The 15,118-nt window shown below is 65.7% G+C and carries 14 protein-coding genes; 10 read left to right on the top strand and 4 right to left on the bottom strand.

Features of this window, described 5'->3' with window-relative positions:
- Positions 1-168 precede the first annotated feature (168 nt).
- Together EO170_RS20675 and ppsA are read right to left on the bottom strand one after the other, a co-directional pair.
- A complete protein-coding gene (locus EO170_RS20675) occupies positions 169-1,131 on the bottom strand; it encodes a mechanosensitive ion channel family protein (protein ID WP_104648934.1) in 963 nt (320 codons plus the stop codon).
- A complete protein-coding gene (gene ppsA / locus EO170_RS20670; protein WP_104582541.1) occupies positions 1,131-3,509 on the bottom strand; it encodes a phosphoenolpyruvate synthase in 2,379 nt (792 codons plus the stop codon). Before ppsA ends, EO170_RS20675 begins: the two co-directional genes overlap by 1 nt.
- Positions 3,510-3,651: 142 nt before the next feature.
- Between ppsA and EO170_RS20665 the strand changes: the two genes are divergently transcribed.
- From EO170_RS20665 to EO170_RS20655, 3 genes are all read left to right on the top strand, one after another.
- Positions 3,652-4,473 carry a pyruvate, water dikinase regulatory protein gene (locus tag EO170_RS20665; RefSeq protein WP_024939184.1) on the top strand — a complete coding sequence of 274 codons (822 nt, stop codon included), beginning with the start codon at positions 3,652-3,654 and terminating at the stop codon, positions 4,471-4,473.
- A gap of 198 nt (positions 4,474-4,671) precedes the next feature.
- A complete protein-coding gene (locus tag EO170_RS20660; protein ID WP_104582542.1) occupies positions 4,672-5,181 on the top strand; it encodes a DUF1249 domain-containing protein in 510 nt (169 codons plus the stop codon).
- A gap of 64 nt (positions 5,182-5,245) precedes the next feature.
- Positions 5,246-5,734, top strand: a complete 489-nt coding sequence (locus tag EO170_RS20655; protein WP_104582543.1) for an 8-oxo-dGTP diphosphatase — start codon at positions 5,246-5,248, stop codon at positions 5,732-5,734.
- A 341-nt stretch (positions 5,735-6,075) separates the two neighbouring features.
- Here the strand turns inward: EO170_RS20655 and EO170_RS20650 are convergent, their stop codons facing one another.
- The gene (locus EO170_RS20650; RefSeq protein WP_126942109.1) at positions 6,076-6,837 is read right to left on the bottom strand and encodes a 3-hydroxybutyrate dehydrogenase; all 762 of its coding nucleotides are present in this window, start codon (positions 6,835-6,837) and stop codon (positions 6,076-6,078) included.
- A gap of 82 nt (positions 6,838-6,919) precedes the next feature.
- On the opposite strand from EO170_RS20650, the gene EO170_RS20645 reads away from it, so the two are divergent.
- From EO170_RS20645 to EO170_RS20625, 5 genes are all read left to right on the top strand, one after another.
- The gene (locus EO170_RS20645) at positions 6,920-7,582 is read left to right on the top strand and encodes a CDP-alcohol phosphatidyltransferase family protein (RefSeq protein ID WP_180497015.1); all 663 of its coding nucleotides are present in this window, start codon (positions 6,920-6,922) and stop codon (positions 7,580-7,582) included.
- Positions 7,583-7,636: 54 nt separating this feature from the next.
- On the top strand, positions 7,637-8,803 hold the full coding sequence (phaE, locus tag EO170_RS20640; RefSeq protein ID WP_164741127.1) for a class III poly(R)-hydroxyalkanoic acid synthase subunit PhaE: 1,167 nt from the start codon (positions 7,637-7,639) through the stop codon (positions 8,801-8,803).
- On the top strand, positions 8,800-9,876 hold the full coding sequence (locus EO170_RS20635) for a class III poly(R)-hydroxyalkanoic acid synthase subunit PhaC (RefSeq protein ID WP_126947820.1): 1,077 nt from the start codon (positions 8,800-8,802) through the stop codon (positions 9,874-9,876). The genes phaE and EO170_RS20635 overlap by 4 nt, the downstream gene beginning before the upstream one ends.
- A 103-nt stretch (positions 9,877-9,979) precedes the next feature.
- Entirely contained in the window at positions 9,980-10,180 is a 201-nt protein-coding gene (locus EO170_RS20630; RefSeq protein WP_016904409.1) for a PspC domain-containing protein, read from the top strand.
- Complete coding sequence (locus tag EO170_RS20625) at positions 10,177-10,665, top strand: hypothetical protein (protein ID WP_164741126.1); 489 nt, start codon at positions 10,177-10,179, stop codon at positions 10,663-10,665. The genes EO170_RS20630 and EO170_RS20625 overlap by 4 nt, the downstream gene beginning before the upstream one ends.
- On the opposite strand, the gene EO170_RS20620 is transcribed toward EO170_RS20625, so the two are convergent.
- Positions 10,623-11,834, bottom strand: coding sequence for an FAD-dependent oxidoreductase (locus tag EO170_RS20620; protein ID WP_126947817.1), 1,212 nt, complete (start codon positions 11,832-11,834; stop codon positions 10,623-10,625). The two genes, EO170_RS20625 and EO170_RS20620, sit on opposite strands and share 43 nt — an antisense overlap.
- A 192-nt stretch (positions 11,835-12,026) precedes the next feature.
- Here EO170_RS20620 and EO170_RS20615 point away from each other — a divergent pair, with 192 nt between their 5' ends.
- Together EO170_RS20615 and EO170_RS20610 are read left to right on the top strand one after the other, a co-directional pair.
- Positions 12,027-12,254, top strand: a complete 228-nt coding sequence (locus tag EO170_RS20615; protein ID WP_016904406.1) for a hypothetical protein — start codon at positions 12,027-12,029, stop codon at positions 12,252-12,254.
- A 257-nt stretch (positions 12,255-12,511) separates the two neighbouring features.
- Positions 12,512-14,878 carry a Tex family protein gene (locus tag EO170_RS20610; RefSeq protein WP_104582546.1) on the top strand — a complete coding sequence of 789 codons (2,367 nt, stop codon included), beginning with the start codon at positions 12,512-12,514 and terminating at the stop codon, positions 14,876-14,878.
- Positions 14,879-15,118: the final 240 nt, after the last annotated feature.

Here is a 15,118-nt window from a genome sequence, read left to right as displayed (position 1 = left end):
CGGTGGGCGTGGCGTGTTGACGTGCCCAGTTGCGGCCTGCGTGCGCCGAGCAGCGCGCGGGGTTCGCCGCTGACCGCGTAGCCAGACGCACACGGTGCCAGCGCATCCAGCAAGAAGGCCGCATCCTTCGATGCGGCCTTTTGCTTTTGCGTCACGCCATCCAGCACGTCAGCGTGCCAGCGACGGCCCCTTGCTCAGGTCGCCATCGTCGGCGATGCCTCTCAGCAGCAGGTCGGAGATCGGCTTGCCGTCGGCATCGTGGTGGTACACGTGCAGGTCGCGCTGCGGATACGGGATATTGAGCCCGTTTTCCAGCAACTGGTTGCGGATCTGTTCCAGCGTGGTGCTCTTGGCTGCGCCGAAATTGCCGTTGGTCGCATATGCGAACAACATCAGGTCCACCGTGCTTTCGCCCAGGTTGGTGACCTGCACGAACGGTGCCGGCGACTCCAGGAGGTTCGGATTGTCCTTGGCAATCTGCAGCAACAGCTGCTGGGCTTTTTTCAGATCGTCGCCGTAGCCCACGCCCACCGTCACTTCCAGGCGCCGGTTGGGCAGGGTGCTGTAGTTGACGATCGGCGAGGTGGTGATCGTGCTGTTGGGCAGGGTAATCATGCGCTCGTCGAACGAACGGATCCGCGTCTGGAAGATCCTGATCTCGTCGACGATGCCCTCCTGGCCGGCAATCACCACGTGGTCGCCATCGCGCATCGGCCGCAGCACGATCAGCATCACGCCTGCAGCGATATTGGACAGCGAATCCTTCAACGCCAGACCAACCGCCAGGCCGGCTGCACCCAGCACTGCGATCAGCGAGGTCGGCGGCACACCGATCTTGCTCAACGCAGTGACGAAGACCAGCACCAGCAACAACGCATACAGCACATTGCGCAGGAAGTTGGTCAGCGTGATCTCCACGCGCGCGCGGGTCAGCGCACGGTGCAGCCACTGGCTGAGTTGCTTGGCCAGCCACATGCCGACCACCACGATCAGCAGGGCCAGTCCCCAGTTGAGCACGTACTGCGCCCACGGGATGTTTGCCCAGTTGAACGCCGGCTCCGCCGCCTTGGTCGCCACCGGCCTTGCGGCGACGGCTCCAGCCGCCGCCGCCACTGCACCCAGCATGCCCATCAGCTCTCGCTCTTCAGCTTGGCCAGACGCAGCCAGGTATCGACCACGGTGTCAGGATTCAGCGACACCGACTCGATGCCTTCCTGCATCAGCCACTCGGCCAGCTCCGGGTGATCCGACGGCCCCTGGCCGCAGATGCCCACGTACTTGCCCTTGGCGCGCGCCGACTTGATCGCCATCGACAGCAGCTTCTTGACCGCCGGATTCCGCTCGTCGAACAGATGCGCCACGATCGACGAATCGCGGTCCAGGCCCAGGGTCAGCTGGGTCAGGTCGTTGGAGCCGATCGAGAAACCGTCGAAGATCTCCAGGAATTCATCGGCCAGCAACGCGTTGGACGGCAGCTCGCACATCATGATGATCTTCAGACCGTTCTCGCCCTGCTTGAGCCCGTTCTGCTCCAGCACCTCGATTACCTTGCGGCCTTCTTCCAGCGTACGCACGAACGGGATCATCACCCAGAGGTTGTCCAGGCCCATCTCGTTGCGCACCTTCAGCACCGCCTTGCACTCCAGCGAGAAGGCCTTGGTGAAGGACGGGTCGACGTAGCGGCTGGCGCCACGGAAGCCGATCATCGGGTTCTCTTCATGCGGCTCGTAGCGCGTGCCGCCGATCAGGTTGGCGTACTCGTTGGACTTGAAGTCCGACAGGCGCACGATCACCGTGTTCGGCGCCACCGAGGCGGTCAGCGTCGCGATGCCCTCGGCCAGGCGATTGACGTAGAAGCTCACCGGATCGCCGTAGCCGGCGGTCTTGGCGTCGATCTTCTTGCGGACGTCGGCGTCCTGCTTGTCGTACTCCAGCAGCGCGTTGGGATGGATGCCGATATGCGCGGCAATGATCATTTCCAGGCGTGCCAGGCCGATGCCGGCGTTGGGCAGCTGGCCGAAGTCGAACGCGCGCTCGGGGTTGGCCACGTTCATCATGATCTTGAGCGGGGCAGGCGGCATGTTGCCCAGGTCGGTGGTGGTGCGCTCGAACGGCAGCAGGCCGTCGTAGATGAAGCCGGTATCGCCTTCGGCGCAGCTGACCGTCACTTCCTGGCCGTCGCTGATCACGTCGGTGGCGTTGCCCGAGCCGACCACGGCCGGCACGCCGAGTTCGCGCGCGATGATCGCCGCGTGGCAGGTGCGGCCGCCGCGGTTGGTGACGATGGCCGAGGCTCGCTTCATCACCGGCTCCCAATCGGGATCGGTCATGTCGGCGATCAACACATCGCCGGCCTGCACGCGATTCATGTCGTCCAGCGAACGCACCACGCGGGCCACGCCGCTGCCGATCTTGGCGCCCACCGCACGGCCCTCGACCAGGACCTTGGCGTCCTTGGCTTCCAGCGAGAAACGCTCGATCTGGGTGGCATGGCTGCGCGATTTCACGGTCTCCGGGCGCGCCTGCACGATGAACAGCTTGCCGCTGACACCGTCCTTGGCCCACTCGATATCCATCGGGCGGCCGTAATGCTTTTCGATCACCAGTGCCTGCTTGGAGAGCTCCTGCACGTCTTCGTCGCTGATCGAGAAGGTGCTGCGCAGTTCCACCGGCGTGTCTTCGGTACGCACGCGCTCGCCGGGCACGTCCGAATAGACCATGCGGATCGCCTTGCTGCCGAGCGAGCGGCGCAGGATTGCCGGCTTGCCCGCAGTCAGCGTGGGCTTGTAGACATAGAACTCGTCCGGGTTGACCGCGCCCTGCACGACCATCTCGCCCAGGCCGAAGCTGGAGGTGACGAACACCACATCGCGGAAGCCCGATTCGGTGTCCAGGGTGAACAGCACGCCGGCCGCACCGACGCCCGAGCGCACCATCAACTGCACGCCGGCCGACAGGAACACGTCTTCGTGCTTGAAACCATGATGCACGCGATAGGCGATCGCACGATCGTTGTAGAGGCTGGCGAACACTTCCTTGACCTTGTGCACGACATCGTCGGCGCCGGTGACATTGAGGAAGGTTTCCTGCTGACCGGCGAACGAGGCATCGGGCAGATCTTCGGCGGTGGCCGACGAACGCACCGCCACGGCCACCTCGCCGCCACCGTTTTCCGCGCACAGCTGTGCGTAGGCGGTGCGGATGTCGCGGTCCAGTTCCGGTTGCAGCGGCGCATCGATCACCCAGCCGCGGATTTCCTTGCCGGCGATGGTGAGGGCGCCAACGTCTTCGACGTCCAGCGTTGCAAGCTTGTCGAAGATCCGCTTGGACAGATCGTTATGCGCGATGAAGTCCTTGAAAGCTTCGGCAGTGGTCGCATATCCACCGGGAACCGAAACGCCAAGCCCGGCCAGGTTGCCGATCATCTCGCCGAGCGAGGAATTCTTACCGCCTACGCGGGCCAGATCGGCCAGGCGTAGCTCATGCAACCACAGGATATTCTCGTTCAAGCGCGATGCTCCGTATGGCCATCGCCCGAGCGGGCTGGATGGCCGCGTCCGTAGGAAGAAGCCGCTATGATGCAGTGCACAGCGGAATCTGCACAAGCATGAACCCGTAAGTTTTGGACACCAGTTCAAAGAGGTGGTCTTGATGTCAACAATTCGGCCGGTGTTCTACGTCTCCGATGGAACCGGTATCACCGCTGAAACGATTGGGCATAGCCTGCTCACGCAGTTCAGCGGATTCAACTTCGTCACCGACCGCATGTCGTTCATTGATGATGCAGAAAAAGCGCGCGATGCGGCGTTGCGCGTGCGCGCGGCAGGCGAGCGGTACCAGGTGCGCCCGGTGGTGGTCAATTCCTGCGTCGATCCCCAACTGAGCATGATCCTGGCCGAAAGCGGCGCCCTGATGCTGGACGTGTTCGCGCCCTTCATCGAACCGCTGGAGCGCGAGCTCAATGCGCCGCGGCATTCGCGGGTGGGGCGTGCGCACGGCATGGTGGATTTCGAGACCTATCACCGCCGCATCAACGCGATGAACTTTGCGCTGAGCCACGATGACGGCATCGCACTCAATTACGACGAGGCCGACGTGATCCTGGTGGCGGTGTCGCGCGCCGGCAAGACGCCGACCTGCATCTACCTGGCATTGCATTACGGCATCCGCGCCGCCAACTATCCGTTGACCGAGGAAGATCTGGAAAACGAGCGCCTGCCGCCGCGCCTGCGCAACTACCGCAGCAAGCTGTTCGGCCTGACCATCGACCCGGAGCGGTTGCAGCAGATCCGCCAGGAGCGGCGTGCCAATTCACGCTACAGCGCGGCGGAGACCTGCCGGCGCGAGGTGGCCACCGCCGAGCGCATGTTCCAGATGGAGCGCATTCCGACCTTGAGCACCACCAATACCTCGATCGAGGAGATTTCCAGCAAGGTGTTGTCCACGCTGGGGCTGCAACGCGAGATGTTTTGAGGCGGGGATTTGTGTGGCGGGATTCGGGATGGGGAGGCGCGTTGCATCTTCACAACCAGGTCCTGCCGCGACGTATTACGGTCTGTTGGCAAGCGTCAAGGAAACACAGCGGGCGGGGCAGTGCTCCGCCAAGGTAGGCCTGCCGGTGGCCGGTCGTCAATGCTGCCCGTGCGGCAGCGCAGCGTGTAGGATCGGTTCATGGCGCAAGCACTGAGTAAACTCGAACGCATCCCCAAGTTGAGCCGGTTCGGCTGGCTGATGGGCTTGTACGCAGAAAACTTCCAGCACCTGACCCGGTTGTTCGCACCGGCCGACCTCGCTCCTGGCTCCTACGTGTCCTCGATCGGCGATGGCCTGGATCTGCGTCTGGACGTGATCGAATGCCACCGCTACACGGTCGAGCTGCGGCTGACCTACGACCTGTGCGACCCGGTGACCGGCGAGCCGGACCCGTCGGCCTATGTGCGGCTGTACCGCGATGCCCGCCAGGCCGAGACCACCCATTGCTATGTCGGCCGTCGCTGGCAGGACGTGATGGGACTGTTCCCGCCGCCGGCCGAGCTGATCAGCCACCGCATGCGCATGAACACCTTCCTGGGCAAGTGGCTGGACTATCTGGCCGAGCGCGGCCATGGCGTGGCCACCTTGCGCCTGGATGCCGAGTACGTGGCGCCACCGCGCCCCGGTGCGCAGGCCGCGGCCGGCTGAGTCTGCGCCACGCCGCTTGGGCGGCATCGGTCATACTGATGCGCTCGATGTCAGATCGCCCGCCATGCCCTATACCCCCATCGTCGCCACGCTCGGTTACCTGTTGTCGCCCGACGGCACCCAGGTCCTGATGATCCATCGCAATGCCCGCCCCGGCGATCAGCACCTGGGCAAGTACAACGGTCTCGGCGGCAAGGTGGAGCCGGACGAAGACGTGCTGGCCGGCATGCGCCGCGAAATTCGCGAAGAGGCCGGTGTGGAGTGCGGAGACATGCAACTGCGCGGCACCATCAGCTGGCCGGGATTCGGCAAGCATGGCGAGGACTGGCTGGGCTTCGTGTTCCTGATCCACAGCTTCGAAGGCGAGCCTCAGGCCTCCAACCCGGAAGGCACGCTGGAGTGGGTGGCGATCGACCGCATGGACCAGGTGCCGATGTGGGAGGGCGACCGTAATTTCCTGCCGCTGGTCTTCGATGGCGACCCGCGCCCGTTTCATGGCGTGATGCCGTATCGCGACGGACGCATGCAGTCGTGGACGTACTCGCGCGTCTGAGTGGCGATCCAGTCAGGTGCAGTCGTCAGGCGAGCGCGGCCGCAGCCGGATGGCCGCCGGTGTCTTCCTGCGCCTGCGCACTGTTTCTTGTCTTCCCTAGACCGTTCTTGTCTTCCCTAGACCGTGTAGTTCGGTCAGTGACGGCAATGCACGCAGGACAAGGTTGGCGAGCGCAAGCGCAAGCGGCGTTGCACGCTGTGGCCACATGCCGGTCGCATTCGTCTCCACGCATTTCTCCACACCCGCTGTGGATGGATCCTGCGCAAGTCTGTGGACAACTGCGTGCGCGCCTTGCGGCGCAAGGCCGCCACGTCGGCTGGTGAAAATTTCGCCAGCCGTGCTTACTGCGCGGTCCAGCCGCCATCGATGGCGATCGCCTGCCCGGTGATGTTGCGCGCGGCATGCGACATCAGGAACGCGACCGTGCCGGCGAGTTCGTCGTAGTCGATGAAGGCGCCCTTGGGCATCGGCTTGAGCATCACATCGCGGATCACCGCCTCTTCGGCGATGCCGCGCGTGCGCGCCTGATCGGCGATCTGGCGCTCCACCAGCGGGGTGCGCACGTAGCTCGGGCACAGCGTGTTGACGGTGATGTCGCAGTCGGCGGTCTCCAGGGCGATGACCTTGGCCAGGCCGACCAGGCCGTGCTTGGCGGCGACATACGCACTCTTGTACGGGCTGGCGACCAGCGAGTGGATGCTGCCGATATTGACGATGCGCCCGTAGCCGGCCGCGCGCATGCCGGGCAGGACCGCGCGGCCGAGCCGTGCGGCGCCGGTCAGCATCACATCCACCAGCAAGGTCCAGCGCTGCATCGGGAAGTCTTCCAGCGCCGACACCTGCTGCAGCCCTGCGTTGTTGACCAGCACCTGCGGCGCACGCGTCGCGCTTGCCAATGCCTGCGCGATGCTGTGCTCGTCGGTGACGTCCAGCGCCAGCGCTTCGGCCGAGCCACCGGTCGCGCGCAGGCCCTGCGCCGTGCGTTCGGCCGCCGCCAGGTCCATGTCGCTGACGATCAGGTGGTGGCCGCCGGCAGCCAGCTCGGTGGCGATACCGGCGCCGATACCGCTGCCTGCGCCGGTGATCAGGATGCTGCGCTTCATGCTGTCCTCGTCGTTGATCGTGCCCGGCCGGACCGGCCGCGTCGACCGCCAGACTAGCCCATGGCGCGAAACGGTCGCCTGCATGGCGTGCGCGCGTTACCCTTTGCGCCTTGCACTTCTCAGGTTCCGCATGAAACGCCATTTCTCGATGCTGCGCGATTTCCAACTGGCGGACTGGTTCACCCTGGCCAACGCCTTCTGCGGCACCGGCGCGGTGTTTGCGTCGATGCGTTTCCTGCAGGAAGGCCATCGCGGCGACCTGCTGCTGGGCATGGCGCTGATCCCGCTGGCGTTCGTGTTCGATGCGCTGGACGGGCACGTGGCGCGCTGGCGCAAGGCGTCCTCGACCCTGGGCCGCGAGCTGGATTCACTGGCCGACGTGATCTCGTTCGGCGTGGCGCCTGCGGCACTGGGCTATGCCTGCGGCATGCGCGGCGGCTGGGACTGGCTGGTGCTGAGCTATTTCGTCTGCTGCGGCGTGAGCCGGCTGGCGCGCTACAACGTCACCGCCGAAGAGATCGCCGGCGAGGCCGACAAGGTGCCGTACTTCGAAGGCACCCCGATTCCCACCAGCCTGCTGCTGGTGATCCTGCTGGCGGTGGCCGCCAGCAGTGGCCATATCGGCCAGACCTTGTGGTGGGGCCAGTGGCAGCTCGGGCCATGGCAGTTCCACCCGTTGGTGCTGCTGTTTGCGGTGTCCGGCTCGCTGATGATCAGCAAGACGTTGCGGATCCCAAAACCCTGACCGGTACAGCCGGGCGCACGCGGTAGGATGGCTGGTGGACAGTCACGGGAAGGGATCATGGCAACCAGCGGTTCGGACAACGGCAACTTCGAAGACAAGGCGCGCCAGTACTGGAGCGCCTGGGGAGATGCCATGCGCCACGGCCAGTCCGGCGCCGCTGCGCAGCCCGGCGCCGTTCCCGGCATGGGGCCGGGCACCGAGCCACCGCAGGATTGGCGCAAGGCGATGGACTGGTGGTCGCAGCTGCTGCCCACCCAGGCCGCACCGCAGGCGCAGGAGGCGATCGACCGCTTTCGTCATCAGGCCGGCGACTGGTTTGGCACCATGCAGCAGGTGGCCGCGCAGTTTGCCGGGCGCGACACCTCGGCCAACGAGGTCTCCGAGGCCTGGCGCCGTGCCGTGCAAGGGCAGGGCGAGCAGCTGATGCAATGGACGCTGGGCTCGCTGCGTGGCGGCAGCCCGGGCGGCTTCGACCCGTGGCTGCAGGACGCCGCGCAGGCCCTGGCAAAGTGGCGGGAGGAAAACGCGCCGTGGCTGGACATGCCGGCGTTCGGCCTGAACCGCAATCACCAGGCGCGCCTGCAGACGCTGGCCCGTGCGCAGCAGGAATACCAGGCACAGTCGCAGGCCTATGGCGAACAACTCAAGTCGGCCATCGAGCAGGCATTCGGGCGGTTTGCCTCCAAGCTGGGCGAGCACGAAAGCAGCGGCAGTCAGCTGACCAGCGCGCGTGCCTTGTTCGACCTGTGGATCGAGGCTGCCGAAGAGTCATATGCCGACGTCGCGCTGTCCGACCAGTTTCGTGAGGTGTACGGCGGCTTTGCCAATGCGCATATGCGCTTGCGCGCCGCGCTGCAGGAAGAAGTGGAGCAGCTGAGCGAACGTTTCGGGATGCCCACGCGTTCGGAGATGGACGCCGCGCACCGCCGCATCGCCGAGCTGGAACGTGCGGTGCGGCGCCTGCTGCGCACCGCGGCCAGCCCGGCCGGCAAGCCCGCTGCAGCGGCGGCTGACCCGGTTGCGCCGGCCACGGCCAAGCGCGCCCCGGCAGCCAGGGCGGACGCTGCGCCCCGGCCGCCGGCCGTCAGGAAATCGCCGGCGAAGACCGTCCCAGGCAAAGACACGAAAGACACGAAGGTGTCGAAAAACACCTCCAGGCGTTCCGGCGGCACATCCCCCGGCACGCCGGCCGCACGCAAGCCACGGGGAGCGCAGGCATGAAAGGCCCGTTGGGATTCAGCGCCGAAGACCTGATGCAGGAAACCCTGTCGATGCAGCGCAAGCTGCGCGAGGGGCTCAAGTTGCTGCCCGGCGTGGAAGACGTGGATTACGGGGTGACCGAGCGCGAGGAAATCTGGCGCGACGGCAAGGTGGTGCTATACCGCTTTGTCGGCGAGCAGGCGCCGGTGGCCAGGACGCCGCTGCTGATCGTCTATGCGCTGGTCAACCGCCCCTACATGGTCGACCTGCAGGCCGACCGCTCGCTGGTCAAAGGCCTGCTGGGCCACGGCCAGGACGTCTACGTGCTGGACTGGGGCTACCCGGACCGCTCCGAGCGTTACCTCACGCTGGAGGACTATCTGCTGCGCTATATCGATGGCGCGGTGGATCACTTGCGCGCGCAGTCGGGGCTGGAGGCGGTCGATGTGCTCGGCATCTGCCAGGGCGGCACGTTTGCGCTGTGCTATGCGGCGCTGCAGCGGCCGAAGGTGCGCAACCTGATCACCATGGTCACGCCGGTGGATTTCCACACCCCCGACAACATGCTCTCCAACTGGGCGCGCATGGTCGATGTGGATCTGTTCGTGGACACCATGGGCAACGTGCCGGCGGATCTGATGAACGCCAGTTACCTGATGCTCAAGCCGTTCCGCCTGAATCTGCAGAAATACGTCGGCTTGCTCGACATCCTCGACGACAAGCAGGCACTGGAAGATTTCCTGCGCATGGAAAAGTGGATCTTCGATTCGCCCGACCTGGCCGGCGAGGCCTTCCGCGAGTTCGTCACCCAGTTCTATCAGCGCAATGGCCTGGTGACCGGGCAGGTGCACATCGGCGGGGAGGCGGTCGATCTGCAGGCGGTGGACATGCCGGTGCTCAACATCTATGCCGAACACGATCATCTGGTGCCGCCCGACGCCTCGCGTGCATTGCGTGGCCTGGTCGGCAGCGACGACTACACCGAGCTGAGTTTCCGTGGCGGGCATATCGGCATCTATGTCTCCGGGCGCGCGCAGCGCGAAGTGCCGGTGGCGATCCACCGTTGGTTGCAGGAGCGGGGCGGCAACGCGTGAGGCGAGTTCGCGTTGCGCTGCACGTGAGACCAGACGCTGCAGCCATCACGACGCGCTGTCGCTGCGCTTTCTAGACTGGGCGCCACGTTCGAAGGAGCCTTCCATGGCCACGACCACCGCATTGTCCCGTTCCCTCAACGATCGCATGATCGCCGGCGTCGTCGGCGGCATCGCCCGCCGCTTCGGCTGGAGTTCCACGCTGCTGCGCGTGCTGTTCGTGATCGTTTCGATCGCCTCGGCGGCGTTTCCCGGCATCCTGGTCTATCTGATCCTGTGGCTGCTGATCCCCAACCAGGCCGACTGACGCCCGCCCGGCGCGGGTGGTCCGCGCTGCATGTGCTGGGCGCGGTGTGGACGCTGCCCAACACCGTGCTCGGTCTTGCGATCGGCGCCACGGGCAGTTGCTTCGGCGCGCGTCCGCGCTGGTCCGGTGCGGAACTCGCAATCGTGTTCCATGCCTGGCCATGGGGGCCGGGCGGGGCGATGACGCTGGGCAATGTGATCCTGCTCAAGGGCGCCTCGCTCGACCTGCAATGCAGCACCTATGCGCATGCCGCCGGGCTTTGCCGGCACCCGCTGGTGCGCCTGGGCGATCATGAGCGGGCCCATGTCTATCAGTACATGCTGCTCGGCCCGCTGTTTCTGCCGGTGTATTTCCTGTGCGGGGGCATCCACGTTCGCAATCCGCTGGAACGGGCGGCCGACGGATATGCGCTGCATGGCCACGGCTGGTGGCCATGGGGGGCTCAGCGCAAGCGCGAGAAACCGAACAGGTCCGACAACGGGTGAGGCCTGCCTTCCAGTTGTGCGCGCAGTAACCCTGCACCGATGGCGCTATAGGTGATGCCGTTGCCGCCATAGGCCATGGCGAACGACACCCGCGGCCCATGTTCGGGATGCGTGCCGAAGAACGGCAATCCATCGGCGGTTTCGGCAAAGGTGCCGCCCCAGGCAAATACCGGGCGCAAGGTGATATCCGGCATCGTCTGGTGGATTTTCTTCAGCAGCGTTTTCAGCTTGCCCATGACACGCGCATCGCGACGCGCGGGAAGATCGACGCTGTCGTCTTCGCCGCCGGCCACCACGCGTCCATCCGGCGTGCTGCGCAGGTAGAGATAGGGCCGCGCGGTTTCCCACATCATGGTGTGCTTGAGCGCGCCCATGTCGCTGTCGTGCAGGGGATCGGTCACGAATGCGTAGCTGCTGCGGTTGCGTGCCACGCGCTGCGACAGCCATTGCTGGTTTCCGTAACCCGCGGCCAGGATGACGTGCCGGGCGCGCAGCGTGACCCCCTCCTGGGTGCGCAATTGAACATGCTGGTCATAGGGTGTGATGGCGGCAATCGTGGTGCGGTCGTAGATGCGCGCGCCGTATTGCTCGCCTTCTGCAAACAGGCGGTAGCACAGCCGGTACGGGTCGACGCCGGCGGCCAGGCGGCTGAGGATGGCGCCCTCCGAGCGCACGCCGTAGTTGTGCCACAAGGGTGCGCGCTCGATCCATTCCACCGGAAGCTTGTGGGTTCTTCGCGTATCCAGTTCGCTGCGCAGGTCGTTGAGATCCCGCGACCGGCTCGCATAGTAGAGGCTGTCCTGACGGCTGAAGTCGCAGCCGCCCAACGTATTGCAAAGGCCTTGCAGGTCGAGGATGGCTTGCGCGCATGCCCCGTATGCCAGCGCGGCGGCCGGCATGCCGTAGTGGTTGGCCAGCGCGATCATCGGCGTATCGATTTCGTACTGCAGCAAGGCAGTGCTGGCCGACGTACTGCCCCAGCCGATCTCGCGCTGCTCGACCACCACCACTTCGTGCCCGTGCTTGAGCAGTTCGTGTGCGATCAAGGCGGCGGTGACACCGCCACCGACGATGGCGACTTCGCATTGGGTGTCCTGTTCCAGACGCGGGTAGGCGCGCATCAGCCCGTTGCGGATCGACCAGAACGGGTAGCCACTTTTGAGGTCCATGCGGTGTCGTACGTGCGGGCAGAGCGCAATTGGACGGGCAGGCCGGGTGAAGCGGTCGTGCAGGCGCTGGCCCGGATGCGGCGGTCACCAAACCGCAAACAGCCGGCGTTAACGTGCGTGGAAAGCTCCTCACGGCACGGTCGGTATGCTCGCGCCACTAACGTAGTCACAGTTGTTAACGAGGGTGTGGGCATGTCGATCGTTCTGTATGTCGGTGGCAGCAAAGATGGCGACAAGGGTGTTGTGCCTTACGGGTTCAGCAAGTCGCGTGCAATGACCGACGCCGGGCCGGAGATCTATGTCGAGCGCATGGTGCCGCTGAAGGACGTCGGCAAGATCCGCGTGATGGCGCTGGAGTCGCTGCACGAGAGCATCCTGGTCGAGCGCGCTGCCACCCACTACGCCGGACGCGCCAGCTGAGCGCGGCCAACCGGGCGCCGCCGCGTACAGGCTGACGGGCGTACCGGGAGCCCTGCACCAGCAGGTATCGCTCCGGGCTGCAGCATGCAGCCACGCCCGCGCGGAGACGTCGTGACATCCAGCCAGCTACTTCAAGCCTGGGCAGTCACTTCAGTGTGCGCCGGCACAGGTTTACGGTGATCCTGTCAACGGGTTCCCGCGGCGGGCCAGCACTGCGAAAATGCTTTTTTCAGTGAAGCGGCTTTGGCCGCGCCGCCATGCACGATAGCCAGCTTGCCCAGCAGATCGCTCGCACCATCGCCGACGAGATCGGTGCCCAACCCGCCCAGGCGCGCGCCGCCATCGCCCTTCTCGACGAAGGCGCCAGCGTTCCGTTCATTGCCCGCTACCGCAAGGAAGTCACCGGCGGGCTGGACGATACGCAACTGCGCAATCTGGAAACGCGCCTGACCTATCTGCGCGAGCTGGAAGAACGGCGCGCGGCGATCCTGGCCAGCATTGGCGAGCAGGGCAAGCTCAGCGACGAATTGCGTGGTGAGATCGTGGCGGCCGACACCAAGTCGCGGCTGGAAGATCTGTACCTGCCTTACAAGCCCAAGCGCCGCACCCGCGCGCAGATCGCGCGCGAAGCCGGCCTGGAACCGCTGGCCGATGGCCTGCTGGCCGACCCGAACCAGGCGCCGGAAGTCGCTGCTGCTGCGTTCATCGATGCAGACAAGGGCGTGGCCGATATCAAGGCGGCGCTGGAAGGCGCGCGCGCCATCCTGATGGAGCGCTGGGGCGAGGACGCCGCCCTGGTGGGCGAGCTGCGCGGCTGGTTGAACGACAACGGCGTGATCCGCGCGCGCGTTGCCGAGGGCAAGGAAGAGGCCGGCGCCAAGTACCGCGATTACTTCGATCACGCCGAAGCGCTGTCCAGGATTCCCTCGCACCGCCTGTTGGCGCTGTTTCGCGCGCGCCGCGAGGAGTTCCTGTACCTGGACCTGGAGCCGGGCAACGATGCCGAGGCCGGCCATCAGTACGCCGAAGGGCGTGTGGCGCGCAACGCCGGCATTTCCAACCAGAACCGCCCGGCCGACCGCTGGCTGCTGGATGCCTGCCGGCTGACCTGGCGCGCCAAGCTGCACATGCATCTGCTGCTGGACCTGTTCAACCAGGCGCGCGAAAAGGCCGAGGCCGAGGCGATCGCCGTGTTCGGCGACAATCTCAAGGACCTGATGCTGGCCGCGCCGGCCGGCCCGCGCGTGGTGCTGGGGCTGGACCCCGGTATCCGCACCGGCTGCAAGATCGCCGTGGTCGATGCCACCGGCAAGCTGGTGGCCACCGAGACGATTTATCCGCATGAGCCCAAGCGGCAATGGGACCAGTCGCTGCAGACGATCAAGAAGCTGTGCCTGCAGCACAACGTGGAGCTGATCGCGATCGGCAACGGCACTGCCAGCCGCGAAACCGACAAGCTCGCCGGTGAGGCGATCGCGCTGTGCGGGGCGAGCAAGCTGCAGAAGATCGTGGTCAGCGAAGCGGGGGCGTCGGTGTATTCGGCGTCCGAATTTGCGGCCAAGGAGTTCCCCACCCTGGACGTGTCGCTGCGCGGCGCGGTGTCGATCGCGCGACGCCTGCAGGACCCGCTGGCCGAGCTGGTCAAGATCGAACCCAAGGCGATCGGCGTGGGCCAGTACCAGCACGACGTGGACCAGTATCGCTTGGCCAAGGCGCTGGAAGCGCGCGTGGAAGACTGCGTCAACGCGGTCGGCGTGTACGTCAACACCGCTTCGGCGGCGTTGCTGTCGCGGGTGTCCGGGCTGTCGAGCACGGTGGCGGAAAACATCGTGCGCCATCGCGACGACAACGGCCCGTTCAAGCGCCGCAAGGACCTGCTCAAGGTGCCGCGTCTGGGCGAGAAGACCTTCGAACAATGCGCCGGTTTCCTGCGCATCGCCGATGGCGACGAGCCGCTGGACGTCTCGGCGGTGCACCCGGAAGCCTATCCGGTGGTCGAGCGTATCGTCGGCAGCACCGGCAAGCCGATCAAGGCCTTGCTGGGCGACGGCAGCTTTCTGCGCGGACTCAAGCCGGAGCTGTTCACCGACGAACAGTTCGGTGTACCGACCGTGCGCGACATCCTCAAGGAGCTGGAAAAACCCGGCCGTGATCCGCGTCCCGAGTTCAAGGCCGCGCAGTTCGCCGAAGGCATCGAGGACATCAAGCACCTCAAGCCCGGCATGGTGCTCGAAGGCGTGGTCAGCAACGTGGCCGCATTCGGTGCGTTCGTCGATATCGGCGTGCACCAGGATGGCTTGGTGCACATCTCCGCGTTGTCGGACACCTTCGTCAAGGATCCGCGCGATGTGGTCAAGGCCGGCGACATCGTCAAGGTCAAGGTGCTGGAAGTGGACGTGGCGCGCAAACGCATCGCACTGACCTGCCGTCTGTCCGACACGCCTCCACCGGCCGATGGCGCAGCCCAATCGCGCGATCAGCGCGGCAGCGGCGGCCCGGGGCAGGGCAGGCGCGACGGTGGCGGTGGACGTGGCCCGGCACAGGGCAACAACAAGCCACGCATCACTGCACCGCCGGCCGACAACGCGCTGGCCGCCGCATTCGCACGCGCCAAGCGCAGCTGACCCGGCGTGCCCGGCGGCTGTGGTGGCGTGGCTGGGCAGTGTAGATAGACCCGCTCGCAAGGCGGCGGGTCTGCTGCTGCGATTGGAGCGTGCGTGGGCAGGCTGATCTGCAACTGGCTGCTGGGTCCGTGCCCTCCGACCACCGCGGTGCGCCCATGCAGATACGATCAGTCGTAAGGCGGCTGATCCGAGGCCTTGCTGCAGGGCCCTTGCCCGCCCACCCCCGCAGGACACGCCGCA

The sequence above is a fragment of the Xanthomonas sp. BRIP62409 genome (genome assembly GCF_003992965.1).
In the GTDB taxonomy this organism is placed as follows: Bacteria; Pseudomonadota; Gammaproteobacteria; order Xanthomonadales; family Xanthomonadaceae; genus Xanthomonas; species Xanthomonas euroxanthea.
The sequence above is the reverse complement of the archived record's forward strand: the minus strand, read 5'-3'. Positions and strand labels throughout refer to the sequence as shown.

Bases quoted from the DNA above. Each gene is read 5' to 3' on its own strand.
- EO170_RS20675 (WP_104648934.1), bottom strand. From the start codon at position 1,131: ATGGGCATGCTGGGTGCAGTGGCGGCGGCGGCTGGAGCCGTCGCCGCA.
- EO170_RS20665 (WP_024939184.1), top strand. From the start codon at position 3,652: ATGTCAACAATTCGGCCGGTGTTCTACGTCTCCGATGGAACCGGTATC.
- EO170_RS20660 (WP_104582542.1), top strand. From the start codon at position 4,672: ATGGCGCAAGCACTGAGTAAACTCGAACGCATCCCCAAGTTGAGCCGG.
- EO170_RS20655 (WP_104582543.1), top strand. From the start codon at position 5,246: ATGCCCTATACCCCCATCGTCGCCACGCTCGGTTACCTGTTGTCGCCC.
- EO170_RS20650 (WP_126942109.1), bottom strand. From the start codon at position 6,837: ATGAAGCGCAGCATCCTGATCACCGGCGCAGGCAGCGGTATCGGCGCC.
- EO170_RS20645 (WP_180497015.1), top strand. From the start codon at position 6,920: ATGGCGTGCGCGCGTTACCCTTTGCGCCTTGCACTTCTCAGGTTCCGC.
- EO170_RS20635 (WP_126947820.1), top strand. From the start codon at position 8,800: ATGAAAGGCCCGTTGGGATTCAGCGCCGAAGACCTGATGCAGGAAACC.
- EO170_RS20630 (WP_016904409.1), top strand. From the start codon at position 9,980: ATGGCCACGACCACCGCATTGTCCCGTTCCCTCAACGATCGCATGATC.
- EO170_RS20620 (WP_126947817.1), bottom strand. From the start codon at position 11,834: ATGGACCTCAAAAGTGGCTACCCGTTCTGGTCGATCCGCAACGGGCTG.
- EO170_RS20615 (WP_016904406.1), top strand. From the start codon at position 12,027: ATGTCGATCGTTCTGTATGTCGGTGGCAGCAAAGATGGCGACAAGGGT.
- EO170_RS20610 (WP_104582546.1), top strand. From the start codon at position 12,512: ATGCACGATAGCCAGCTTGCCCAGCAGATCGCTCGCACCATCGCCGAC.